This window comes from Pseudomonas sp. R19M (genome assembly GCF_050312585.1).
Lineage (GTDB): Bacteria > Pseudomonadota > Gammaproteobacteria > Pseudomonadales > Pseudomonadaceae > Aquipseudomonas > Aquipseudomonas palleroniana.
This window is the reverse complement of record NZ_JBNPJV010000092.1, coordinates 155,520-179,542: the sequence shown is the minus strand read 5'-3', so window position 1 is coordinate 179,542 and position 24,023 is coordinate 155,520. Positions and strand designations below refer to the sequence as shown.

The window sequence follows — 24,023 nt, the reverse complement described above, 5'->3', positions numbered from 1 at the left end:
CACAGCGTAACCTGATTTGTCCTATTCCTTATCAAATCCCTATGCCTTGGCGGTTGCAAGGGGTTTATTGCACCGGTAGATGCCCAGCAGAATCAACACGGCGCCGGCATACATCACAGGCGTCAGCCGCTCGTCGAGCAGCAGCGCACTGCTGATCACGGCGGTCAGCGGATTAAGCGCGATAAAGGCGCCGGACCGCGTCGCGCCAATTCGACGAATACCGTCGTAATAGCCGATGTAGGCCAAGGCCGAGCCCAACACACCGAGGTAAACCAGGCTGAGCCATTGAACAGGCTGGATCGCCGCCAGCCGCTGTAGCGTGAAAGCCCCCATCAGCGCACTCGTCACCGTCAGCATCAAGGTGCCCAGCAGGATTGACCAAGTGACGGTCTGCAAGGGCCCCAGGCTCTGGTTGAGGCTGCGCGAGAACAACGAATAGACGCCCCACCCCACCACGCAGCCAAAGATCAACCCATCCCCCAGCCAGGCATGGGCCACGCCCTGCAGCAAGTTCGGGTTGCGACTGACGATCACCAGCCCCGCACCGCCCAGGCACAGCAGAATGCCCGCAGCACTCGCGCGCTCCTTGAACAACAGCCAGGCCGCCAGGCCAATCACGGCCGGATTCAAGGCGACGATCAATGAGGCCCGCGAAGCATTGGTGTAATGCAAGCCATAGAAAAAGCAGAGGTTATAGAAATAAATGCCGAAAAAGCCCAACACCGCCAGCTGTAGCAATTGCCTGCGGCTGGGGCGTGCCAGTGGAACCCGCGCCACGGCCAAAAACGCCAGCAACGCCAGGCTCGCCAGCAGAAAGCGCACACTTGCGGCCAGTAAAGGGTCGACGTCAGGCGCCAGGTAGCGTCCTGCGACAAAAGTGCCGCCCCAAATGACAGTCACGGCGACCAGTTTCAGGTAGGTCAGATGATCATTCATACGCGTTTAAGCTCCTCAAAGGCTGGGATGCGCGTATTCTTCGGCTAATGATCTGTCATTGTAAAATGAGTAAACGTTCATGACCCTTACCCAGCTTGAGATATTCTCTCTGGTCGCCGAACTACAGGGCTTCACCAGCGCAGCCCATCGTCTCGGGATCAGCCAGTCGGCCGTGTCCCATGCGATTCGGTCCCTGGAGCAGGAGCTGGGCGTCGAGCTGTTGCATCGTCATCAGGCCCAAGTGGAGCTCAGCGACATCGGCCGGCAACTGCTGGGGCGGGCGCGTGCGATGCTGGGGCTGGCCAACACCCTGCGCCAGGAAGCCGCCGACGCCCGGGGCATGCGCACCGGCACCCTGCGGATCGGCTCATTCGGGCCTACCTCATCGATGCAATTGCTGCCGAAGATCCTGCAGGGTTATCGCGCCGCTCATCCGGGGATCGAGGTGCATATCCACGAAGGCCCGGATCGGCAAGTGATCCAGTGGCTGGACGATCGGCGTATCGATGTCGGGTTCGTGGTGCTGCCCCTGGAGCGCTTTGATACTGTCCCACTGATGCAGGATCAGATGGTGGCATTGCTGCCTGCCGGACATCCCCTGGCCCAGGCTCAGGCCGTCAGCCTGGAACAACTGTGCAGCGAGCCCTTTATCCTCACCGAAGCCGGCTCGTCCGAACTGGTTTCACACCTGTTCAGCAGCGCAAGACTGAGCCCGAATGTGCGCTTTCACTGCTCGCAGTTGATCAGCACGCTGGATACCGTGGGCCGTGGAGACGGCGTGACCGTTGTCGCCGAGGCATCTTTGCCCCCGGCAACCGACAGCTGCTACGTGACGCGCCCTCTCCTGCCCCGCGTCCCGCGCGAAATCGGCCTGGCCGTACTGGACCGGCGCGAGTCATCCCCGGCGACGCTGGCGTTTATCGAATGGGCGCGCAAGGCGTTATAGCGCTGCAGATTTTATTCAGGCCCTGCAAGCATCCCTCTGAGTTGCCATCTATCCTCGGCAATGCATGCCTTATCACTCTGTTACCGGCCATCCTCTATGCCCCTGACCGCCAAAGGTCCACGAAGCCCAACCACTCGCTACCTGATCAGCGGCCTCAGCGCATTGCTCCCCATTTTGCTGGGGGTGCCGATTCTGCATTGGCAGGCCGAACGCACCCTGCAGAAAAGCACCGAACAGACCGCCCAGGAGGCCGTGCGCCAATTCGACCTGATGCTCGATAACACCGACCTGGCCGCGCGGGCCTTGCTGCCCTTGGCCGGCCAGCCCTGTGATAACGCGGTGCAATTGGCACTGCGTGAACAAGTCACCCGTCGGCCGTTTGTACGGGCGACCACCTTGTCTTTCCAGCGCAATATTTATTGCAGCTCGTTGTTTGGGAGCCATTACGAGTCACCGGTCAACCCCGAGGATTACGTTGCAGGACGGCTTTGGTTGATGAATGGCAACCCGGTCACACCGGACACCGCCCTGCTGGTGTACCGCCTTACAGACGGCGACAAAGGTGCCTTTGCCTCCATCGACGGCTACCACCTGACCAATGCCTTGCGCCTGATCAGTCGTTACGCGGGGCTGATTCTGCAGGTCGGCCCCCACTGGCTGGCAGCCGATGGCAGCGTTCACACCACGCCACCTCCGACCTTTGCCGTGGCTCATCAACATCTTGTTTCCCAGCGTTATCTCTACAGCGTGGAAGCCGGCATGCCTGACGGCGAAATCCTGCGCTACATGCAGGAACGTTACCCGGCGGTGTTCAGCCTGGTGGTGTTTTTCGGTGTGCTGGCCGGCGTCCTTGCGCACTGGTTGCAAAAGCGCTCATCGGCTCCCACCCAAGAGCTGCAACGCGCGCTGGGCGCCCATGAGTTCATTGCCTATTACCAGCCCGTCGTGCGTGGCGATACCCGGGAGTGGGCCGGCTGCGAAGTGCTGATGCGTTGGCAGCATCCTAAAGAGGGGCTGGTGCGGCCCGACTTGTTTATTCCGTTGGCCGAGCATTCTGGCCTGATTGTGCCGATGACCCGCGCGCTGATGCGCCAGGTCGCTGCGCAACTGGCGCCGCATGCCGCTCGCTTCGCGCCAGGCTTTCATATTGGGGTGAATATCACGGCCCGTCATTGTGAGGACCTGGCATTGGTGGAGGACTGCCGCACGTTCCTCGCCGCGTTCCCGCCAGGCCAGGTCATACTCGTGCTGGAATTGACCGAGCGTGAGTTGATCCAGCCCACCGATATCACGCGCCGCTTGTTCGAGGCGTTGCATGAACTTGGGGTGATGATTGCCATTGATGACTTCGGCACTGGCCATTCCAGCCTGGGTTATTTGCGCAACTTCAATGTCGACTACTTGAAGATAGACCAGAGTTTCGTCGCGATGATTGGCCAGGATGCACTTTCACGGCACATTCTGGACAGCATCATCGAACTGTCCGGCAAGCTCGACCTGGGCATTGTGGCCGAAGGGGTGGAGACGACCGAGCAATGTGAGTACCTGGCGGCACAAGGTGTGGATTTTCTGCAGGGCTATCTGTTCGGCAGACCACTACCGGGTGAAGAGTTTATTAAATCGATGCGCAGCCATTGATTAGCCATCTAGCCCAGAATGAAAGAATGTTATTTAGGCAAAAGACATGATTTACTCGTGATGCATTAACTACTACAATTTTTCCTGCCTGTGTTGAACTCGCAGGAAGGCTTGTTTCTTGAGTCGCCAACACTCTTGGCTTATAGCGTTATCTTCAGTCGATATCAGCCAAATACACTATTGGAGTATAGATTTTGTCCAGACTCGCCGAATTTCGCGCAGCAGAAAAAGCCCTTCAAGAGCAGCTCGCCCAGCTGGAATCCCTGAAGAACGATGCTGGCCTGAAGAAAGAAATCGAATTCGAAGAAAAGCTCCAGGGGCTGATGAAGACTTACGGCAAAGGCCTGCGCGATATCATTGCCATCCTTGATCCGAACTTTGGCAAAGGCACTGCAACTATTGCGGCCGCACCAAAACAGCGCCGCGCACGCGTGGTCAAGGTCTACCACAACCCGCACACCGGCGAGCTGATCGAAACCAAAGGCGGCAACCACCGCGGCCTTAAAGCCTGGAAAGAACAGTACGGCGCCGCCACTGTAGATTCCTGGCTGCGCGGCTGATCAAAGCGCACTAACAAAGAGCCCCGCTTATGCGGGGCTTTTTTTGCTTAACCGTTCGAACGCGAACTTAACAAAGGTTTCATTGTGTTCAAAGTCGCGCGTGCAGCGCGCTTAAAGTTTCAGGCTACCGCGTACCGAATTGACCTCCTCCTTGCTTGCCTCGTACACCTGAGCCTGGCCGGCAAATGAAAAAACATACGCCTTGTCGGTATCAACAGCGCCGACTAAAGTTTGCGACAGTACGTGCCGTCCATTCTCGGTAATCACGCAAGTAGTCTCCAGTGCGTCCAGGCGACTCAGTGTTGTAGGGTGCATTTTGCTGCACACGCTTTGATAGCCGCCCTGGGCAAAATCTTTCTGGATGGATTTACGCATCTCCAGCAGCACACCTTGAAGATTAACTTTATGGCCCGCCTCTATCGGCGTAGCGGTCAACTCCATCACCATCAAGGTCGAGCCATTTTCATCGTTCTTGATCGCCCGCTGCCGGGTTACGGCCTGGGGAGTGACAGGCGCGTCGCTATCGGGTGCGACCTCCTCGATCTGCCAGCCGCTGGGCCAATGAACCTGTGGATCAGCCGCCAGCACCCACGGGCTGCCCAACAGAAAACCCACAGCACCTAATAGCGGTTTACGAAATGCGATCATTGCAAGGAATATCCAGAATTCAAGCGTTGAAGTTTGAGCCTGAGGCCCGCAGGTCGCAAGGCCCGCGCGGGCTTTTTCATTTGGCGCACCGGGCATGGCTTGCGTATCATGACGCAGCTGCAGGGATGCTTGCCGCAAGCCAAGGAACCGCTCGGCCCCGCTGACCTCAAACGGGAGTCGAGTTTGCCCCATTTTTTTCTGGAGGGCCCATGAGCCTGCACGATCTGAACACTTTCCCAGGCGTCACCGCCCAACCTGACACCGCCACGTCCAACTTCGTGTTCAACCACACGATGCTGCGGGTCAAAGACATCACCAAATCGCTGGATTTCTACACCCGCGTCCTGGGCTTCTCCCTGGTTGAAAAACGCGACTTCCCGGAAGCCGAATTCAGCCTGTACTTCCTGGCCCTGGTGGACAAGGCCCAGATCCCGGCAGACGCCGCTGAGCGCACGCAGTGGATGAAGTCGATTCCCGGCATCCTGGAACTGACCCATAACCACGGCACCGAAAACGACGCCGATTTTGCGTACCACAACGGCAACACCGACCCACGTGGCTTTGGCCATATCTGCATCTCGGTGCCGGATATCGTCGCGGCCTGCGAACGCTTCGAAGCCTTGGGCTGTGATTTCCAGAAGCGCCTGAGCGACGGCCGCATGAAGAGCCTGGCCTTCATCAAGGACCCGGATGCCTACTGGGTCGAGATCATCCAACCCGCGCCGTTGTAAAGCTTTCACGCATAAAAAACCCCATGAGCAATCATGGGGTTTTTCGTTAATGCGCCAGGGTTCAGGCCGGAGCGGAGGTACGGATCAGGTGATCGAACGCGCTCAGTGAAGCCTTGGCGCCCTCGCCGACCGCAATCACGATCTGCTTGTACGGCACAGTGGTCACGTCACCGGCGGCGAACACGCCCGGCAGTGAGGTTTCGCCACGGGCATCGACGATGATCTCGCCACGCGGTGTCAGTTCCACGGTGCCTTTGAGCCAGTCGGTGTTCGGCAGCAAGCCGATCTGCACAAAGATACCTTCCAGGTCGATGGTCTTGAACTCACCGCTGTCGCGATCCTTGTACGCAAGGCCGGTCACTTTCTGGCCATCACCTTTGACTTCGCTGGTCAGCGCGCTGGTGATCACGTCAACGTTCGGCAGGCTGTAAAGCTTGCGTTGCAATACGGCGTCGGCGCGCAGCTTGTTGTCGAACTCAAGCAAGGTGACATGGCTGACGATGCCGGCCAGGTCGATGGCCGCTTCAACGCCGGAGTTACCGCCGCCGATCACCGCCACGCGCTTGCCTTTGAACAACGGGCCATCGCAGTGAGGGCAGAAACACACGCCTTTAGCCTTGTATTCCTGCTCGCCTGGCACGCCCATTTCACGCCAGCGGGCGCCGGTGGCCAGAATCACGGTCTTGGACTTGAGGACCGCACCGCTTTCAAAACGGATTTCGTGCAGGTCGCCGGCAGTTTTCGCCGGGATCAAGCTGCTGGCGCGCTGCAGGTTCATGATGTCCACGTCGTACTGACGCACGTGGGCTTCCAGGGCGCTTGCCAGTTTCGGCCCTTCGGTTTCCTGCACCGAGATGAAGTTCTCGATGGACATGGTATCCAGTACCTGCCCGCCGAAACGTTCAGCGGCCACACCCGTACGGATGCCTTTACGGGCCGCGTAGATGGCGGCGGACGAACCGGCTGGGCCACCACCGACGACCAGCACATCAAACGCGTCTTTGGCGCTGATTTTCTCGGCGGCTTTTTCGGCGCCGCTGGTGTCGAGCTTGGCCAGGATTTCTTCCAGGCCCATGCGCCCTTGGCCAAAATTCACCCCATTGAGGTAGACACTGGGCACCGCCATGATCTGGCGTTCATCGACCTCAGCCTGGAACAGCGCACCGTCAATAGCGACGTGACGGATGTTCGGGTTGAGCACGGCCATCAGGTTCAGCGCCTGGACCACGTCCGGGCAGTTCTGGCAGGACAGCGAGAAGTAAGTCTCGAAGCTGAACTCGCCTTTGAGGGCGCGGATCTGTTCAATCACTTCGACACTGGCCTTCGACGGGTGGCCACCGACTTGCAGCAGGGCCAGCACCAACGAAGTGAATTCATGGCCCATCGGGATACCGGCGAAACGCAGGCTGATGTCGGCACCTGGGCGGTTGATGGAGAACGACGGTTTGCGCGCATCGTTGCCATCGGTTTTCAGGGTAATCAGCGTCGTGAGGCTGGTTACGTCCTGCAAAAGAGCAAGCATTTCCTGGGATTTCGCGCCGTCGTCGAGGGAGGCGACGATCTCGATCGGCTGGGTGACCCGTTCCAGGTATGACTTCAACTGAGCTTTAAGATTGGCGTCCAACATACGGGCGATTTCCTATTAATTCGGTTTATTGCAGACAAAAAAACGCCCGAGCGAATCTCGCCCGGGCGTTTTGAGGGGCGGTTGCAGCTTACTGAGTCGGTGCGGAAACCCGCCCTTGATACTTCACAGACTTAGATCTTGCCGACCAGGTCCAGGGACGGAGCCAGGGTGGCCTCGCCTTCTTTCCACTTGGCTGGGCACACTTCGCCTGGGTGGGCAGCAACGTACTGGGCCGCCTTGATTTTGCGCAGCAGTTCGGAAGCGTCACGGCCAACACCGCCGTCGTTCAGTTCAACGATCTTGATCTGGCCTTCCGGGTTGATCACGAAAGTACCGCGGTCCGCCAGGCCGGCTTCTTCGATCAGTACGTCGAAGTTGCGCGAGATGGTCAGGGTCGGGTCGCCGATCATGGTGTACTGGATTTTGCCGATGGCTGGCGAAGTGTTGTGCCAGGCAGCGTGGGCAAAGTGGGTGTCGGTGGAAACGCTGTAGATTTCAACGCCCAGCTTCTGGAATTCGGCGTAGTTGTCGGCCAGGTCTTCCAGTTCGGTTGGGCAAACGAAGGTGAAGTCGGCTGGGTAGAAGAACACTACCGACCATTTGCCTTTCAGGTCAGCGTCGGTCACATCTACGAAGCTGCCGTTTTTGAATGCGGTGGCTTTGAACGGTTTTACTTGGCTGTTGATGATAGGCATCGTTGACTCTCCGTCAGGGGTTAAGAAGTTGATGAAGTGAATCCTACCCACTCTCTCGTTCGATGGCTCATTGGCAAACCTCATGCTGACGATTGCTTTTGCCTATCAGGCGGCCATATCAATAGAAGAAATCTCAAAGCAACGCTGACGTCGCCAAGGTCATGCCGAGAAAGGGCGTCGACTCAACATAGCGCATGGCCGATTTCATGTCGCTCCAGCCGACGTAACTCATCAATGACTTCAAGTCCCAGCCGCTGCGATGCGCCCAGGTCGCGAAGCCCCGGCGCAGGGAGTGACTGGTATAGGCGTCAGCGGCAATGCCCGCACGTTCCAGGGCCTGGCGCAGCAGCGGGATGACACTGTTAGGGTGCAGCCCCTCCTCGCCCAGGTTGCCCCAGCGGTCTATGCCCCGAAACACCGGGCCGGCCACCAAGGCCGAGGCGCTCAGCCATTCACTGTAGGCCTGAACCGGGCACAGGCGTAGCAACGCCGGCGTCTGGTAGGTCTTGCCAAGGTTTTCCCGGTCGCTCTTGCTGCGCGGCAGATACAGGCTGATGCCCGCTCCCGGCACCGCGTGCACGTGCTGGATTTGCAGGCGACACAATTCATCGCTGCGAAACCCGCGCCAGAACCCGAGCAGGATCAGCGCCGTGTCGCGCTTGGCGCGCAGTAAACGTGGCAGGTCCTGAGCCTCGCTCGCCCGCTTCGCCTCGGCCTCAAGGGCGGCAATCACCTGCTCAAGCTGCTTGAGCTGCAACGGTTCGGCCTGTTTTTCCCGCGCGGGATGCACGGCGCGAATACCTTTGAGCACCTTGCGCACGACCGGCGCCTTGGTGGGGTCGGCAAAACCCTGGCTGGTATGCCACTGCGCCAACGCCGAGAGACGTAGCTTCAAGGTGTTGACCGCCAGCACTCCGGCATGGGCCACCAGGTAACGGGCGACGCTGTCGCTGGTCGCCGGCAGGAACCCGCCCCAGCTGACTTCGAAGTGCTCGATGGCTGCACGATAACTGCGCCGCGTGTTATCGCGGGTGGCGGCGTTGAGATAACGGTCCAGATCGCTCATGAGGTGCCTATTTGACGGCTGCTTGTACTGCTGCGGCGCGTTTCAGGGATAAAAACGGCGTTCACACGGGATAATACGCCAATATCCCATCTGTTGAATCGTGAATTTAAACAACCCTTTGTTCGTGATATAGTACGTAAATACATACCATGTACCACATTATCAAATCGACGGAGACTCCATGGCTCGCGGCGGCATAAACAAAGCAGTTGTGCAGACGGCACGCTTGGCCATCCTGGCCCGCGGCGAAAACCCCAGCATTGATGCGGTACGCATCGAGATGGGCAATACCGGCTCGAAAACCACGATTCATCGCTATCTGAAAGAGCTGGATGAAAGCGAAAACCGCCTGGCCATTACCCAAGCCCCTCTGGATGATGAACTGAGCGAACTGGTCGCACGCCTGGCGCAACGCCTTAAAGAGAAAGCCCAGGAGCCCATCGACCTGGCACAGGCGCAATTCGAACAGCACAAAGCTGCCCTGCTCACCCAGCTGGAAACCCTTGAGCAAGCGCACAGCCAGCTCCAACAACAATTCGATATCCAGGGTGCCGCCCTGGCCGAAGAAAGCGCCGCCCTGCAAACCGCCAGCACCAGCCTGCAGACCGAACAAACCCGCAATGCGGGCCTCAGCCAGGCGTGCAACGACTACGAATTGAGGCTCAACGACAAAGACGAGCAGATTCGCTCATTGGAAGACAAGCACCTGCATGCCCGGGATGCCCTTGAGCACTACCGCAACGCAGTCAAGGAACAGCGTGAGCAGGAACAGCGGCGCCATGAAGGCCAACTGCAACAACTCCAGGCAGAACTGCGTCAGGCCCAGCAAAGCGCCCTGGTGCGCCAGGATGAAATCACTCAACTGCATCGCGACAATGAACGGCTACTGATCGAGCACAGGGTCACGATGAAGGAGCTGGCCGCCCAGCAGGAGCAAAACCGCCAGGAGCAGGCCCAGCAACTCAAGCTGAGCGAACAGCTCAGCCTGATCGAAAGCGAACGCACCCTGCTGCAAGAGCGCTTGCGGGTTGCGTTGCTGGAAAGCCAGTCACGCCAGCAGGCGCTCAGTGAATGTCAGCACGCGCAAAAAACCCTGGAACTGGACCTGCTCAAGGCCCAGGCCAGCATCGAGGCGTTGCAGTTGGCGGCCACCCTTGCGGCGGCACCCGAAGCAACGCCCGACGCCTGATCAATCCGCCACAGGCGTGCGCATGGTGACGAACTCTTCCGCCGCCGTGGGGTGCACGCCGATGGTCTCGTCGAAATGCCGTTTGGTCGCGCCCGCCTTGAGCGCAATCGCCAGGCCCTGGACGATCTCGCCGGCGTCCGGCCCCACCATATGGCAGCCCAGGACTTTGTCGGTGTCGGCGTCGACGACCAGCTTCATCAGGGTTTTCTCCTGGCAATCGGTCAGCGTCAATTTCATTGGCCGGAAGCGGCTTTCGAAGATGTGCACCTTGTGGCCGTTCTTCTTCGCCTCTTCTTCGGTCAGGCCGACGGTGCCGATATTCGGCAGGCTGAACACCGCGGTCGGGATCATCGCGTAATCCACCGCACGGTACTGCTCCGGCTTGAACAGTCGACGTGCCACCGCCATGCCTTCGGCCAGGGCAACCGGAGTTAATTGCACGCGACCAATCACATCGCCGATAGCCAGGATCGAAGGCTCGGCGGTCTGGTACAGCTCATCCACCTCGACGAAACCCCGCTCATCCAAGCGGACGCCGGTATTTTCCAGCCCCAGGTTGTCCAGCATCGGCCGGCGGCCGGTGGCGTAGAACACGCAATCGGCTTCCAACACGCGACCATCTTTCAGCGTGGCCTTGAGGCTGCCATCGGCTTGCTTGTCGATACGCTCGATATCGGCATTGAATTGCAGGTCCAGGCCGCGCTTGGTCAGTTCTTCCTGCAGGTGCTTGCGCACCGCGCCATCAAACCCACGCAAGAACAGGTCGCCGCGGTACAGCAGCGTGGTCTGCGCGCCCAGGCCATGGAAAATGCCGGCGAACTCAACCGCGATATACCCCCCGCCCACAACCAGCACGCGCTTGGGCAGCTCTTTGAGGAAAAAGGCTTCATTGGAGCCGATGGCGTGTTCGCGCCCGGGAATGTCCGGAATCTGCGGCCAGCCGCCCGTGGCAATCAGAATATGCTTGGCGGTGAAACGCTCACCATTGATCTCCACCTGATGCGGGTCCACCAGGCGCGCATGCCCTTCATGCAAGGTCACGCCGCTGTTGACCAGCAGGTTGCGGTAGATACCATTGAGGCGGTTGATCTCACGATCCTTGTTGGCGATCAAGGTCGCCCAGTCAAAATTCGCTTCACCCAGCGACCAGCCGAAACCACTGGCCTGCTCAAAGTCTTCGGCGAAATGCGCGCCGTATACCAGCAGCTTTTTCGGCACACAGCCGACATTCACGCAGGTACCGCCCAGGTAGCGACTTTCCGCGACGGCCACCTTGGCGCCAAAACCCGCAGCAAAACGTGCTGCGCGGACGCCACCGGAACCGGCGCCAATTACATACAGGTCAAAATCGTAGGCCATTTCACTCTCCTCGGCAGGACATCAGCATACCGACTTACATGGGGCTGAAAAACGAAAAAGCCACCCGAAGGTGGCTTTCTCTTTAAACGGGCGGGCTTGCGTGAATCAGTAAGCCTTGCCGGTTTTGTAGAAGTGCTCGTAGCAGAAGTTGGTTGCTTCGATATAACCCTCGGCACCACCGCAGTCAAAACGCTGGCCTTTGAATTTGTAGGCAATGACGCAACCGTCTTTGGCTTGCTTCAACAGGGCGTCGGTGATCTGGATCTCACCACCCTTGCCCGGCTCGGTTTCTTCGATCAGCTTGAAGATATCCGGAGTCAGGATATAACGACCGATAATCGCCAGGTTCGACGGAGCATCTTCCGGTGCTGGTTTTTCAACCATGTCACGTACGCGGATCAGGCCATCACCGATGTCGTCGCCGGCGATGACGCCGTACTTGTTGGTTTGATCCGGATCCACTTCCATGACCGCAACGATGGTGCAACGGTACTTCTGGTACAGCTTGACCATCTGGGTCAGTACGCCGTCGCCTTCCAGGTTCACACACAGGTCATCCGCCAGTACCACGGCGAAAGGTTCGTCACCAATCAGTGGGCGACCGGTCAGGATGGCGTGACCCAAGCCTTTCATCTGGGTCTGACGGGTGTAGGAGAACGAGCACTCGTCGAGCAGTTTACGGATACCAACCAGGTATTTTTCCTTGTCGGTGCCCTTGATCTGGTTTTCCAGCTCGTAGCTGATGTCGAAGTGGTCTTCCAGCGCGCGCTTGCCACGACCGGTCACGATGGAGATTTCGTTCAGGCCGGCATCCAGTGCTTCTTCCACGCCGTACTGAATCAGTGGCTTGTTCACCACCGGCAGCATCTCTTTGGGCATGGCTTTGGTCGCTGGCAGGAAGCGAGTGCCGTAACCGGCTGCTGGGAACAAGCATTTCTTGATCATATGAGTCCTTACAAAGGGCTATGCGTACGGAATTCGGCGCAGTCTAATCAGGCCGCAGCCACCTTACAATGGGTCCTGCTGGCGTTGCGATGTCATCTAAGAGAAAAAATGTCGACGTAAGTTCCGCTAATCCTACGAAGAGCCTCACCAACAGCACACTAAAACAGCCAACGCGCCCACTTTTCGAGGCGCTGCAACCTTTTTAGCACGCTTTTCGGCACTGGGCACTGACCTGCAACAACTTGCGCTGGACGGCAGCATTTGGCGCTATGATGGCGCCCTTGAACCCGAATACGAGAGACATAGATGTCAGAACCAAAAGGCGTTAACGGCTATCTGATCACCCAGCGAGCAGACGGCTGGCACCTGATCAACTTCCATGGCGACAGCGTCGCCGGTACATTTGCGACCGAGCGCGAAGCGATCCAGGTTGCCGAAGTGTTTGTGGATGAGGCCGGTCACGCGTCGAGCAAAAAGCCGAAGGGCAAGTAAGCCTCGCCTACTTGCACACAAAGCCCCGTTGAACGGGGCTTTTTTTGTGTTTGTCTGTACCTAGGTGGCAGTTAGCTATAATCTGCTGCCAACGCCCCACGACAGTGTCAGCGCTCCTCCAACACCCTCGACGACGACCCCACTATGAACAAATTCCTGGCACTGATTGCGGTACTGGCGCTGGCCGGCTGTACGACCACCTCCGATACCTACCTGAAAAACGGCGAACAAGGCTTGACCATCGATTGTTCGGGCGAGGCCAACTCCTGGGCCAGTTGCTACGAGAAAGCGGACGCCTCCTGCGCAGGCACCGGTTACCGCATCGTCGGCACCGAAGGCACGCCTTCCTTGAACGAAAGCGACAAGACCCTGGGCAAAGACGTGGGCAACTTCAAAAGCCGCAGCGTCGTGGTCGTGTGCAAATAAGCGGCGCGACTACAGGTGAACTTCGGCGAACTTGATGCCCAAACCGCGCAATATCTCGATCAGGTCATCCAGTCGCGGGAATGACTCGACTTCATCCTGTTCGTCGACCAGGAAGTAACTGCGCCCCCCGCTTTTCTTGAAGAACACAATCCACTCACCCAGGTCGGCAGGGTTCTGGATGACGTGGGTAGCCGAAATCTGGCCCTCGGCGTAGCGGGCCTTGACGTGTTCACGCTTCATGACAGGCTTTCCAAAAAAGACAAATGCCGCGCAGGCCCAAGGGCTTGAGCGGCATTCTTGCGTTGATTGCCCGCCAGTTTAACGGATGCCCTGCCCGATCAGCACGCCTGCCGCGTTCGACACTGCCGGAAAGTGTGTGGCTACCACATGAATTTGAGCTCCACGCCCAAGTAGTTGCTGTCGTCACCTCCCGCATTGCGCAACGTATCGCCCACTACATAATGAACCGCCTCAACTGCACCCGACAGGTTGCGATTGAATGCATAGTCCATACGCACTTGGTCGTAGTAACCCGTCCAGCGCCCACCGCGCCCCGCCGTTCCAGCTACCGGCAGATTCGGTTGGGTGTACACCGCATCCTCAGTCGTTTGGCGCCAGAGCATGCCCACAGCCGTCTGGATAGACAGGTCGGAAATCGGCCGTATCGTTACAGACGGCTTGACGTGGATAAGGTTGCTATAGCCGGTGTAACCGGCCAGCGAGAAGTAGTAGCCATTCGGGAACAGAGGATTGAACGTGCCGAGGGTGCCATCGCCGGCGTGACGGTCACCGGAAGCGGCATCGAACTGCAGCCCGAGCCGTGGCGTCCAGGGCACAGACTGCAAGGTATACCCGAAACGGCTACCGCCGCCCCAGGCACGGATGTCCTTGGAACCGACCGTACCCGTTTGAACCATCGCTTCCACGTCCCAGTCGTACGCCCCTTCGGTACCGGCGGTGCGGGCATCGAACAGGTGCCGGGTCTCGTCACCTTGCGCGTCGAGATAACTTGCCTGGCGTTGTTCGTACAACCCGTAGTAGGCCGAAAGCTCATTCTTGTTGTCGAGCTGGCGCTCAACCCGGAGCATATGAAACGCCACATCGGCGTTGGACTTGTCATCGAAGTGGCGGCCATCCAGGTACTGGACGGGGTGGCTGGCCAGGCCAATGAAGCGCCAGTCGCTTGTCTCCCAGTCGGCCCATACGGCATCAAACGACTGCCGGACGTTCGGACCGTCACGCGAAGAAATAAAGCGCTGCAAGTCAAAGGCAAAATCCTGCCGCCCCACCCGCGCCTTGAAGGTGTGATCAGGCGTCTTGTCAACGTACTCGACAAAGGCCAAGCGCATATCCAGACGGTTCTGGTCTGCCCCGCCGATGGTTGTCTTATCGAAGGCGCGGGCATCTTCCAACTCGGTAAACACACGCCAATGTTCGTTCAAATGCAAATCGGCATGCACCTGCAGTCGCTGAATCAACCACGAGTCACGCTTGCGGTTACCGATACCAAAGCCATTGGCGTCATTGAGTTCAAACCGCTCCCGCAGCGTCAAGCCGAACGATAAATAACGCTGCGGGTCCGTATCCGACAGCGACAGGTATTTGAGGCCGTCTAACGGCTCAGTTCTCAACGCAGGGTTTTGAAGGACCGACCAGTCCTCCTGCCAACGGTTGGTTTTAAGCACAGGACGTTCAGGCGGCTCGGCGCCGTAGCCGCTGGAAACCCCCAGCGGCCACAGCACGGCCAGAACCCAGGCATACACGCTATGCGAAGGACGGCTGTTCATACGTTACTTCTTCGCGAGCGACTGGTGTATTTCAGCAACGTAACCACCGGGGAACTCCACCACGGCGGATTGGCGATCAGGCTCCGCCTTGGGTTCTATCAACAGTTGGGCACCGGAGTCCTTGGCCTTCGCGAGCGTGGCCGCCAGATCCTTCACCTCATAACCGGTCGTTTCACGGCCGTACGGGTAAGGCAGGTGCCCGTCGGTGACGAACATCACCATCTTGCCGAAATCGGATTCAAGCTTTACGCGGCGGATCGTCTTGCCGGGCTCCCCGACCACCGCACCGTCGAGATGTTTTTCATCCGCCACGACTTTGCCATGAGAGAAACCCGTGAAACTTTTGATAAAGGCATCGGCGCGTTGCTCGGAGAGATATACCCGGTTTTCAGGAATGCTCTGAAACGCAGCGTAATTGGGTGCCTTGCTATGCCAGTAAAGCTGCATCGTCACGCCACCGGGCCATTGCACCACGGCGTCGCGACCGATCGGATCGGGAAAGTCGTGCACGATCACGTCCGCGCCGTGTTTCTTTGCTTCGGCGAGAGCGACATCCATATCCTTGACGAGATAGCCGTTACGCTCGGCGCCAAAGGGGTAAGGAACCGGCGTGGTGAAACCAAACAGCGACACGGTGCCGACGGGTGTCTGCACCAGTTGTGAAGTCGTACTGCTTGGGACGGGCAGCACGTTTACCACGACCTGCGGGGTGCTTTGGCCGCCGAAGGTGGCCACAAAGCTTTTCACAAAACGATCCACATCGCCCGGCGCTACATAGACATGGCTGGTGTCGTACTGGGCTCCGACCGCAGGGCCGGTGGAAGCCTGAGCGGAAAGGGATACCGCCATCCCGAGGACGACCGGCAGAAGAAGTTGCTTGAATGAAGGAGTCATAAAGATGCCCTTGACGATTTAGGAGGTTCAGCGCCAGCAAGCGTAAGAAGCGACCGCAATCGTCGATAGGACGTATGTGCGCAGTAGTATGAAAATTTATTCATCTGCAAAAAAAAGCCTGGTGCAGCAACAGCAGCACCAGGCTTTTCTTATCGGGTTCAAGTGTTTGAGCAAGCGGCGGCTCAGCCGGAAATGCAATCCTCCCCGGCTTTCTTGATATCGCCTGGGCGGATCGGCACATTGGACATGCTTTCATAAAGCTTGATGCTGCTGCCGCTGGAACGCTCTTCAATCTCGAAGATCGCCGAAGGATCCGAGGAGAATTTCTGCGGCACAATGACCTGCACGCCATCCTTGTGCGGTTCAATCTGCGGCGGCCGGCGGGTGGCTGCGAGTTTACGCACGACACAGGCAGCATATTCCGGTGGTTTTTTCCCTGAGATGACGACCAAGGTGGGCGGGGTCTGCTTGATATCCGCAACCGAAGCACACCCACCCAGTGCCAGGGCCAAAACCAACACACTCCATTTCATACTTAAACCTCCGATAAAGACCCTACTGACAGCGGATATAGGAATTTTCTCCCACCAAAGTAGGATTTATCCCTAAAAACTCGGTAAATAACTGTTTTAAATTGTCGAAGTCGTCGACGACGGCCCGATAATAAACGCGCTGGGGCTGATAAACTCTATCTTAACCTACGTATCATTCTGATTTTTCAGAAAAAGCCCTTCTGGAGACCCCCATGAAATTCATTCATCAGCGCGAGCACCTCAACGAGGGAGACATTGTCGTCATCGAATGCTCGCAGACTTGCAATATCCGCCTGATGAGCGACGCCAATTTTCGCAGCTTCAAGAATGGCGGCCGCCACACCTACCACGGCGGTGCGTTTGACAAATTCCCGGCGAAAATCACCGCGCCCAGCACCGGCTTCTGGAACATCACCCTGGATGTGGTCACGCGCCGCGCCATCAGCGTGACCCGTAAACCCGCGCTGTCCCACAAGATTCGCATCGTTCGTCGTACCAGCTCCAAACTGAGCTGATCCGGATAACCGACAGGAAAAAGCTGTGACCACCACGACCAAATACGTCATCAAGTACAAGCTCAACGGCGAACGTCGCTTCGAGTTCGCGCAACTGCACAGCAACAACGTGGAAGAAGCCAAGCAAGCCCTGGCGAAAATCCATGATGCCGGCGATGTCATCACCGACATCACGGTGAGCAAGGCGCTGTAAGCCATGACTGCCGACTTGTTCGCCGATGACGCCCTGCAACAACCCAGGGGACGCGAACAAATTGGCGCAGAATCCTATGTGCTCAGGGGCTACGCCCTACCCTGGGTTGAGCGTCTGCTGCCTGAGCTGCGTCGGATATTGGCGCAGTCGCCGTTTCGTAAAATGGTAACGCCCGGCGGCTTTACCATGTCGGCGGCCTTGAGCAGTTGTGGTGAGCTGGGCTGGACCACCGACAGCAGCGGCTACCGCTACAGCCCCGTCGACCCGCGCAGCCAAACCCCGTGGCCGGCGATGCCGGATGCCTTGCGCGAACTGGCCACCCTGGCAGCAACGGAGGCCGGCTTCCCCGACTTCGCACCCGACGCGTGCCTGATCAACCGATATGTGCCCGGAGCCAAGATGTCCTTGCACCAGGACAAGAACGAGCGTCGTTACAACGCCCCCGTCGTTTCAGTGTCCCTGGGGCTGCCGGCGATTTTTCTGTTCGGCGGCCATGAACGCGGCGACAAGCCCCAAAAAGTCTCGCTGTTCCACGGTGATGTGGTGGTCTGGGGCGGCGTCGATCGCTTGCGCTTTCATGGGGTGATGCCGATCAAAGAGGGCGTGCACTCGGTGATGGGCCCGCAGCGGATCAACCTGACCTTTCGCACCGCCGGCTGATTTGACCGCAAGTTTGAGAGTGTCGAGCTCGATCTACGCCGCTAAGCTGCCCGTGAATCGTCAAGAGTGCAGGTCATGAACAACGAACAAGACCCCCGCTGGGCGGCCATTGTTGCCCGCGACGCCAAGGCCGACACGCTGTTTGTCTACGGCGTGAAAACCACCGGGGTGTACTGCCGCCCCAGCAGTGCTTCGCGCCTGCCGCGCCCGGAGAATATCGAATTCTTCGACAGCCCTGCCCTCGCCGAAGCCGCCGGCTACCGCCCCAGCAAACGCGCCTGCGCTGACCAGACCCAATTGGCCGCCCACCATGGGCAACTCGTCGCCGCCGCATGCCGGCAAATCGAACAGGCCGAAACACCCCCCAGCCTGGAAGCGCTCGCCAGCCAGGCCGGGTTGAGTTCATTCCATTTTCATCGCGTGTTCAAGGCGGCCACCGGCCTGACGCCCAAGGGCTACGTCAGCGCGTTGCGCTCGCGCAAGGTTCGCGACGGTTTGAAAGGCCAGCACTCGGTGACCGATGCCTTGTACGACGCCGGCTTCAACTCCAGCAGCCGCTTCTATGAGGCGGCCGACCAACTGCTTGGCATGACCCCGCGCGACTTCAAAGCCGGAGGCACCAACAGCACCATCCATTTTGCCGTTGGCCAATGTGCACTCGGAGCCGTGCTGGTAGCGCAGAGCCAGCGAGGGGTGTGCGCCATTTTATTGGATGACGATCCGGACAAGCTGGTGCGTGATCTGCAGGACCAGTTCCCCAAGGCCGAACTCGTCGGCGCGGATCGTGAGTTCGAACAATTGATCGCCCAAGTCGTGGGCTTCATCGAAGCGCCGGCCGTGGGCCTGGATCTGCCGCTGGACCTGCGCGGCACTGCGTTCCAGGAGCGGGTATGGCAGGCGCTGCGCGAAATTCCGGTGGGCGCTACCGCCAGCTACGCGCAGATTGCCGAACGCATCGGCGCGCCCAAGTCTTTTCGTGCGGTGGCCCAGGCCTGCGGCGCCAACAGCCTCGCGGTGGCAATCCCTTGCCATCGCGTGGTCCGCAGCAACGGCGAGCTGTCGGGATACCGTTGGGGCGTGGAGCGCAAACGGCAGTTGCTGGAGCGGGAAACCGCTGCGCGTCCGCTTCATGAAACACCCCTGACGTCCAGTGAATAAAACAGACTGGCCGAGTGCCAAGGGCCCTGCTAAAACAGCGCAACGTCTTACTCACGCTGGAGACACGTCCAATGAGCACCTGGCCAGACACGCGCATTCTCGACCTGCTGGGCATCGACGTGCCCATCATTCAAGCCCCGATGGCCGTGGGTACCACCACCGCAATGGTGATCGCCGCCAGCCAGGCCGGCGCGCTGGGCTCGATGCCTGCTGCAGCGCTGAGTCTGGAACAATTGCGCGAAGCCTTGACCACGCTTCGCCAAGCCGGCGTACGGCCCATCAATGTCAATTTCTTCTGCCATCAACCACCCGCGGCCGATGAGGCGCGTGACCGCCGCTGGAAGGCGTTGCTGGAGCCTTATTACCGTGAGCTGGGCGCCGACTTCGATGCCCCCACCCCGGAGTCCAATCGCTCCCCGTTCAATGAGGCTGCCTGCGAAGTGGTCGAAGAGTTCCGCCCGGAAGTGGTCAGCTTCCACTTCGGCCTGCCGGAAAAGCCCTTGCTTGACCGCGTAAAAGCTACCGGTGCCAAGGTGCTTTCTTCGGCCACCACGGTAGAGGAAGCCGTATGGCTGGAACAACATGGCTGCGATGCGATCATTGCCATGGGCGTGGAAGCCGGTGGGCACCGCGGTTTGTTTCTCAGTGACGACCTCAATACCCAGATCGGCCTGATGGCCCTGGTCCCGCAAATCGTCGACGCCGTGAAGGTGCCCGTGATTGCCGCCGGTGGCATTGGTGATGCGCGCGGTATCGTGGCGGCGTTCGCGCTTGGCGCTGCGGCGGTGCAGATTGGCACCGCATACCTGTTCACCCCCGAAGCCAACGTCAGCGCCTCCCATCACCATGCACTGCGCAATGCCCAAGCCAGTGAAACGGCGCTGACCAACCTGTTCACCGGCCGCCCGGCGCGCGGCATCGTCAACCGGGTGATGCGCGAGCTGGGGGCGATCAACCCGGCGGCTCCGGCATTCCCCAGGGCCGGCGGCGCCTTGATGCCGCTCAAGGCCAAGGATGAAGCGGGTTTCAGCAACCTGTGGTCCGGCCAGGCATTGCGCCTGGGCAAAGAGATGTCCAGTTATGCGCTGACACGCGAATTGGCCGAGCAGGCGCTGGCCAGACTCCAGAGGAGCTGACCCCGAGGCGACTTTGCACTGTACCGGCGATGGCTAACCGCTATATATTCCCCTACATAGCGGTAACGCCTTCTACCTGAGGCTCGCCGTATTACCCAAGGAGCTGCTTCATGATGATCCGCGCCTCTCGCCTGGCCCCCCTTGTCGCCGCCATGGCGTTCAGCACCGCTCACGCTGACGAAGTGCAAGTGGCGGTGGCCGCCAACTTCACTGCACCGATCCAGGCGATCGCCGCCGACTTCGAGAAAGACACCGGCCACAAACTGGTCGCCGCCTATGGCGCCACCGGCCAGTTCTACACGCAGATCAAGAACGGCGCGCCGTTCGAGGTGTTCCTGAGCGCCGACGATACCACCCCGCAAAAACTCGAAACCGAAGGCGACACCGTCAAGGGTTCACGCTTCACCTACGCCGTCGGCACCCTGGCCCTGTGGTCGGCCAAAGCTGGCTACGTGGACGCCAACGGCGATGTGCTGAAGCAGAACGCGTTCAAGCACCTGTCCATCGCCAACCCGAAAACCGCTCCCTACGGCCTGGCCGCCACCCAAGTGCTGGCCAAGGAAGGCTTGACCGACAAGGTCAAGGACAAACTCGTCGAAGGCCAGAACATCACCCAGGCCTACCAGTTCGTGTCGACCGGCAATGCCGAACTGGGTTTTGTCGCGCTGTCGCAGATCTACAAAGACGGCAAAGTCACCAGCGGTTCGGCGTGGATCGTTCCGGCCTCCCTGCATGACCCGATCAAACAAGATGCGGTGATTCTCAACAAAGGCAAGGACAGCGCCGCTGCCAAAGCCCTCGTCGAATACCTCAAAGGCGCGAAAGCGGCTGCGGTGATCAAGTCCTACGGTTACGAGCTCTAACTGCATGCCTCTGTCGAGTGCCGATTTTTCCGCTATCGGGTTGACCCTAAAACTGGCGTCGCTAACCACGGTGATCCTGCTGATCATCGGCACTCCGATCGCTCTATGGCTGTCGCGCACCCAATCCTGGTGGCGCGGCCCCATTGGTGCGGTTGTGGCGCTGCCGTTGGTGCTGCCGCCGACGGTGATCGGTTTTTACCTGCTGCTGGCCCTGGGCCCGAACGGCTATGTGGGCCAGTTCACCGAATGGCTGGGCCTGGGCACCCTGACCTTCAGCTTCGCCGGGCTGGTGCTCGGCTCAGTGATCTACTCCATGCCATTCGTGGTGCAGCCGTTGCAAAACGCGTTCTCCGCCATTGGCACTCGCCCACTCGAGGTCGCCGCGACCTTGCGGGCCAACCCCTGGGACACCTTCTTCACGGTGATCCTGCCGCTGGCGCGCCCAGGGTTTATCACCGCCTCGATCCTCGGTTTTGCCCACACCGTCGGTGAGTTTGGCGTGGTGTTGATGATCGGCGGCAATATCCCCGATAAAACCCGCGTGGTTTCGGTCCAGATCTACGACCACGTCGAAGCGATGGAATACGCCCAGGCCCATTGGCTGGCCGGCGCCATGGTGGTCTTCGCATTCCTGGTATTGCTGGCGCTCTACTCCAGCCGTAAAACCAAGATGGGCTGGAGCTGATCGCGATGATGGAGGTACGCCTGCAACTGGCTTATTCGGCTTTTGCCCTGGATGTGGACCTGCATCTGCCTGGCCGTGGCGTCACGGCGTTGTACGGGCACTCCGGTTCCGGCAAGACCACCTGTTTGCGCTGCATCGCCGGGCTGGAACGGGCCGCAGACGGGTTTATCCGGATCAACGATGAGGTCTGGCAGGACAGCCGCAAGGGCGTGTTTGTGCCACCGCATAAACGCGCCATCGGCTATGTGTTCCAGGAGTCCAGCCTGTTCCCGCATTTGTCGGTGCGCGCCAACCTGGAGTTCGGCCTCAAGCGCATCCCACGTGCGCTGCGCCGGGTGGATATGGCCCACGCCACCGAACTGCTGGGTATCGGCCATCTGCTCGACCGCCACCCGCAGCACTTGTCCGGCGGCGAGCGCCAGCGCATCGGCATCGCCCGTGCGTTGCTGACCAGCCCGCAATTGTTATTGATGGATGAGCCGCTGGCAGCCCTGGACAGCCAGCGCAAAAATGAAATCCTGCCGTACCTCGAACGCCTGCACGATGAGTTGGAGATTCCGCTGCTCTACGTCAGCCACGCCCAGGATGAGGTCGCGCGGTTGGCTGACCACCTCGTGCTGCTCAGCGACGGCAAGGCGCTGGCCAGCGGCCCTATCGGTGAAACCCTGGCACGACTCGATTTGCCCATGGCCCTGGGCGATGACGCCGGTGTGGTCATCAATGGCGCCGTCAGCGCGTATGACGCGCACTACCAGTTGCTCACGCTGCAACTTCCCGACAGCGCGCTGTCGATGCGCGTCGCCCATGCACCGCTGGCACCGGGCAAACAGCTGCGTATCAAGGTGCAGGCGCGGGACGTGAGCCTCAGCCTGCAAGCCGAAGAACACAGCAGTATCCTCAACCGCTTGCCCGTGACGGTCACCCAGACGATTGGGGCGGATAACAGCGCCCATGTGCTGGTGCGCCTGGACGCCGGGGGTACGCCCTTGCTGGCGCGCATCACGCGATTCTCCCGCGACCAGCTGCAACTGCACCCTGGCCAGACACTGTGGGCACAGATCAAGGCGGTGGCGGTATTGGCCTGAGCGGCCTCCGCACAAGTTTTTGGCACCACCGCACAGGGCCGCGGTCAATCAGACATACCGGCCTGATCCGTTGCCAAGGAACCTGCACCATGCCCGACTCTGCGCTGCCCGCCGATCTACCCCGCGACCTGCATTACGTTGACGACAGCCAGCCCGGCATCCGCCGTAAAACGCTGCGGGGCAAGTTCCAGTATTTCGATGTGCAGGGCAAGCGCATCACCGATGCCGATGAAATCAAGCGCCTGAACGCCCTCGCCGTACCGCCCGCCTATACCGATGTGTGGATCTGCGCCGATCCGCGTGGTCACTTGCAGGCAACCGGGCGGGATGCCCGTGGCCGCAAGCAATACCGGTATCACCCCCGCTGGCGCGAAGTGCGCGACAGTGACAAATACGCTCGGCTGCAAGAGTTCGGCAAGGCTCTGCCCAAGCTGCGCAAACAGTTGGAGGCACAGATCGCCGAGCCCGGCTTCACCCGCGAAAAAGTCCTGGCCACCGTGGTCATGCTGCTGGACGCCACGCTGATCCGCGTGGGCAATACGCAGTATGCGCGGGACAACAAGTCCTACGGGCTGACTACCCTGCGTAACCGTCATGTGGACATCAAGGGCAGCGAAATCCAATTCCAGTTCCGGGGCAAAAGCGGTGTCGAGCATCAAGTCAGTGTCAGGGACAAGCGCCTGGCCACAGTGGTCAAGCGGTGCATGGAGCTGCCGGGGCAAAACCTGTTTCAGTATCTGGATGCAGACGGTGAGCGCCATACCGTCAGTTCCCACGACGTCAACGCCTACCTGCACAGCCTCACCGGCGCCGACTTTACCGCCAAGGACTATCGCACCTGGGCCGGCACCGCCCTTGCGTTGGCGGTGCTGCGTGACCTGGAATGGCAGCCGGAATCCGACGCCAAGCGGCATGTGGTGGCCATGGTCAAGAGTGTGGCCAAGCAGTTGGGCAACACGCCGGCGGTGTGCCGCAAGTGCTACATCCACCCGGCGGTACTGGAGCATTTCAGCCTGGGCGAACTGTCCAAACTGCCCAAGCCACGGGTGCGCCAGGGCCTGAAAGCGGAAGAGGTCGCCCTGGCGATGTTTCTTGAGCAATTGGCCGCCGACTTGCCTAAGAACGCCAAGGCAGGTTAGCCTTTGCCCCCCTTCTGATTTACGGGATGACCGCCGACGTGAACCACTAAGCCTTCCAAAATGTATCTGCAACGAGCCGCCTGGCGCGCTTGTTGGCCTGTTCGACATTTTTTTGGA

27 protein-coding genes are annotated in these 24,023 nt (G+C 59.5%); 16 read left to right on the top strand and 11 right to left on the bottom strand.

The genetic code is table 11. The features are described from left to right. Positions 1–39: 39 nt before the first annotated feature. Positions 40–936 (bottom strand): DMT family transporter, encoded by an 897-nt coding sequence (locus ACQRBT_RS22210; RefSeq protein WP_412046087.1) that lies wholly within the window; start codon positions 934–936, stop codon positions 40–42. Positions 937–1,015: 79 nt separating this feature from the next. On the opposite strand from ACQRBT_RS22210, the gene ACQRBT_RS22205 reads away from it, so the two are divergent. From ACQRBT_RS22205 to ACQRBT_RS22195, 3 genes are all read left to right on the top strand, one after another. Beyond that, positions 1,016–1,882 (top strand): LysR family transcriptional regulator, encoded by an 867-nt coding sequence (locus tag ACQRBT_RS22205; RefSeq protein WP_412046088.1) that lies wholly within the window; start codon positions 1,016–1,018, stop codon positions 1,880–1,882. Positions 1,883–1,978: 96 nt separating this feature from the next. Next, positions 1,979–3,520 carry an EAL domain-containing protein gene (locus ACQRBT_RS22200; RefSeq protein WP_412046089.1) on the top strand — a complete coding sequence of 514 codons (1,542 nt, stop codon included), beginning with the start codon at positions 1,979–1,981 and terminating at the stop codon, positions 3,518–3,520. 194 nt (positions 3,521–3,714) lie between these two features. Further along, positions 3,715–4,080, top strand: coding sequence for a histone-like nucleoid-structuring protein, MvaT/MvaU family (locus ACQRBT_RS22195; protein ID WP_412046090.1), 366 nt, complete (start codon positions 3,715–3,717; stop codon positions 4,078–4,080). A gap of 111 nt (positions 4,081–4,191) precedes the next feature. Here ACQRBT_RS22195 and ACQRBT_RS22190 read toward each other — a convergent pair whose 3' ends face one another. Further along, complete coding sequence (locus tag ACQRBT_RS22190) at positions 4,192–4,728, bottom strand: DUF4946 domain-containing protein (RefSeq protein ID WP_412046153.1); 537 nt, start codon at positions 4,726–4,728, stop codon at positions 4,192–4,194. Positions 4,729–4,937: 209 nt separating this feature from the next. On the opposite strand from ACQRBT_RS22190, the gene gloA reads away from it, so the two are divergent. After that, positions 4,938–5,459, top strand: a complete 522-nt coding sequence (gene gloA / locus ACQRBT_RS22185; RefSeq protein ID WP_161548012.1) for a lactoylglutathione lyase — start codon at positions 4,938–4,940, stop codon at positions 5,457–5,459. Between the two features lie 61 nt (positions 5,460–5,520). Here gloA and ahpF read toward each other — a convergent pair whose 3' ends face one another. The 3 genes from ahpF to ACQRBT_RS22170 all read right to left on the bottom strand — a co-directional run bounded on the left by ahpF (position 5,521) and on the right by ACQRBT_RS22170 (position 8,847). After that, complete coding sequence (gene ahpF / locus ACQRBT_RS22180) at positions 5,521–7,086, bottom strand: alkyl hydroperoxide reductase subunit F (RefSeq protein WP_412046091.1); 1,566 nt, start codon at positions 7,084–7,086, stop codon at positions 5,521–5,523. A 131-nt stretch (positions 7,087–7,217) separates the two neighbouring features. Further along, entirely contained in the window at positions 7,218–7,781 is a 564-nt protein-coding gene (gene ahpC / locus ACQRBT_RS22175) for an alkyl hydroperoxide reductase subunit C (RefSeq protein ID WP_003191303.1), read from the bottom strand. 133 nt (positions 7,782–7,914) lie between these two features. After that, the gene (locus ACQRBT_RS22170; protein WP_060752973.1) at positions 7,915–8,847 is read right to left on the bottom strand and encodes a site-specific integrase; all 933 of its coding nucleotides are present in this window, start codon (positions 8,845–8,847) and stop codon (positions 7,915–7,917) included. Positions 8,848–9,028: 181 nt separating this feature from the next. On the opposite strand from ACQRBT_RS22170, the gene ACQRBT_RS22165 reads away from it, so the two are divergent. Continuing rightward, positions 9,029–10,036 carry a DNA-binding protein gene (locus ACQRBT_RS22165; RefSeq protein WP_412046092.1) on the top strand — a complete coding sequence of 336 codons (1,008 nt, stop codon included), beginning with the start codon at positions 9,029–9,031 and terminating at the stop codon, positions 10,034–10,036. On the opposite strand, the gene gorA is transcribed toward ACQRBT_RS22165, so the two are convergent. Further along, a complete protein-coding gene (gene gorA / locus ACQRBT_RS22160; protein ID WP_412046093.1) occupies positions 10,037–11,395 on the bottom strand; it encodes a glutathione-disulfide reductase in 1,359 nt (452 codons plus the stop codon). Between the two features lie 105 nt (positions 11,396–11,500). Continuing rightward, a complete protein-coding gene (gene galU, locus ACQRBT_RS22155) occupies positions 11,501–12,340 on the bottom strand; it encodes a UTP--glucose-1-phosphate uridylyltransferase GalU (protein ID WP_060752970.1) in 840 nt (279 codons plus the stop codon). A gap of 306 nt (positions 12,341–12,646) precedes the next feature. Between galU and ACQRBT_RS22150 the strand changes: the two genes are divergently transcribed. Continuing rightward, a complete protein-coding gene (locus ACQRBT_RS22150; protein WP_060752969.1) occupies positions 12,647–12,832 on the top strand; it encodes a hypothetical protein in 186 nt (61 codons plus the stop codon). Between the two features lie 144 nt (positions 12,833–12,976). Continuing rightward, on the top strand, positions 12,977–13,258 hold the full coding sequence (locus tag ACQRBT_RS22145) for a hypothetical protein (protein ID WP_060752968.1): 282 nt from the start codon (positions 12,977–12,979) through the stop codon (positions 13,256–13,258). A 9-nt stretch (positions 13,259–13,267) separates the two neighbouring features. Here ACQRBT_RS22145 and ACQRBT_RS22140 read toward each other — a convergent pair whose 3' ends face one another. The 4 genes from ACQRBT_RS22140 to ACQRBT_RS22125 all read right to left on the bottom strand — a co-directional run bounded on the left by ACQRBT_RS22140 (position 13,268) and on the right by ACQRBT_RS22125 (position 16,472). Beyond that, on the bottom strand, positions 13,268–13,498 hold the full coding sequence (locus ACQRBT_RS22140; RefSeq protein ID WP_060752967.1) for a hypothetical protein: 231 nt from the start codon (positions 13,496–13,498) through the stop codon (positions 13,268–13,270). Positions 13,499–13,638: 140 nt separating this feature from the next. Continuing rightward, positions 13,639–15,045 carry an alginate export family protein gene (locus ACQRBT_RS22135; protein ID WP_244383435.1) on the bottom strand — a complete coding sequence of 469 codons (1,407 nt, stop codon included), beginning with the start codon at positions 15,043–15,045 and terminating at the stop codon, positions 13,639–13,641. Positions 15,046–15,048: 3 nt separating this feature from the next. Then, complete coding sequence (locus ACQRBT_RS22130; protein WP_060752965.1) at positions 15,049–15,939, bottom strand: hypothetical protein; 891 nt, start codon at positions 15,937–15,939, stop codon at positions 15,049–15,051. Between the two features lie 182 nt (positions 15,940–16,121). Further along, entirely contained in the window at positions 16,122–16,472 is a 351-nt protein-coding gene (locus tag ACQRBT_RS22125; protein WP_060752964.1) for a hypothetical protein, read from the bottom strand. Positions 16,473–16,684: 212 nt separating this feature from the next. On the opposite strand from ACQRBT_RS22125, the gene ACQRBT_RS22120 reads away from it, so the two are divergent. From ACQRBT_RS22120 to ACQRBT_RS22080, 9 genes are all read left to right on the top strand, one after another. Then, entirely contained in the window at positions 16,685–16,987 is a 303-nt protein-coding gene (locus ACQRBT_RS22120; RefSeq protein WP_003191319.1) for a DUF1883 domain-containing protein, read from the top strand. A 25-nt stretch (positions 16,988–17,012) separates the two neighbouring features. After that, on the top strand, positions 17,013–17,180 hold the full coding sequence (locus tag ACQRBT_RS22115; RefSeq protein WP_199777914.1) for a hypothetical protein: 168 nt from the start codon (positions 17,013–17,015) through the stop codon (positions 17,178–17,180). Between the two features lie 3 nt (positions 17,181–17,183). Continuing rightward, a complete protein-coding gene (gene alkB, locus ACQRBT_RS22110; protein ID WP_060752963.1) occupies positions 17,184–17,840 on the top strand; it encodes a DNA oxidative demethylase AlkB in 657 nt (218 codons plus the stop codon). A gap of 75 nt (positions 17,841–17,915) precedes the next feature. After that, positions 17,916–18,998, top strand: coding sequence for a bifunctional DNA-binding transcriptional regulator/O6-methylguanine-DNA methyltransferase Ada (ada, locus tag ACQRBT_RS22105; protein WP_104993860.1), 1,083 nt, complete (start codon positions 17,916–17,918; stop codon positions 18,996–18,998). A gap of 71 nt (positions 18,999–19,069) precedes the next feature. Then, complete coding sequence (locus ACQRBT_RS22100; RefSeq protein WP_412046094.1) at positions 19,070–20,134, top strand: NAD(P)H-dependent flavin oxidoreductase; 1,065 nt, start codon at positions 19,070–19,072, stop codon at positions 20,132–20,134. 110 nt (positions 20,135–20,244) lie between these two features. Continuing rightward, a complete protein-coding gene (gene modA, locus ACQRBT_RS22095; RefSeq protein ID WP_060752960.1) occupies positions 20,245–20,997 on the top strand; it encodes a molybdate ABC transporter substrate-binding protein in 753 nt (250 codons plus the stop codon). A 4-nt stretch (positions 20,998–21,001) separates the two neighbouring features. Next, a complete protein-coding gene (gene modB / locus ACQRBT_RS22090; RefSeq protein ID WP_090370951.1) occupies positions 21,002–21,682 on the top strand; it encodes a molybdate ABC transporter permease subunit in 681 nt (226 codons plus the stop codon). Between the two features lie 5 nt (positions 21,683–21,687). Then, positions 21,688–22,767 (top strand): molybdenum ABC transporter ATP-binding protein, encoded by a 1,080-nt coding sequence (gene modC / locus ACQRBT_RS22085; protein ID WP_412046095.1) that lies wholly within the window; start codon positions 21,688–21,690, stop codon positions 22,765–22,767. A gap of 89 nt (positions 22,768–22,856) precedes the next feature. After that, positions 22,857–23,906 carry a DNA topoisomerase IB gene (locus ACQRBT_RS22080; protein WP_060752957.1) on the top strand — a complete coding sequence of 350 codons (1,050 nt, stop codon included), beginning with the start codon at positions 22,857–22,859 and terminating at the stop codon, positions 23,904–23,906. Positions 23,907–24,023 lie beyond the last annotated feature (117 nt).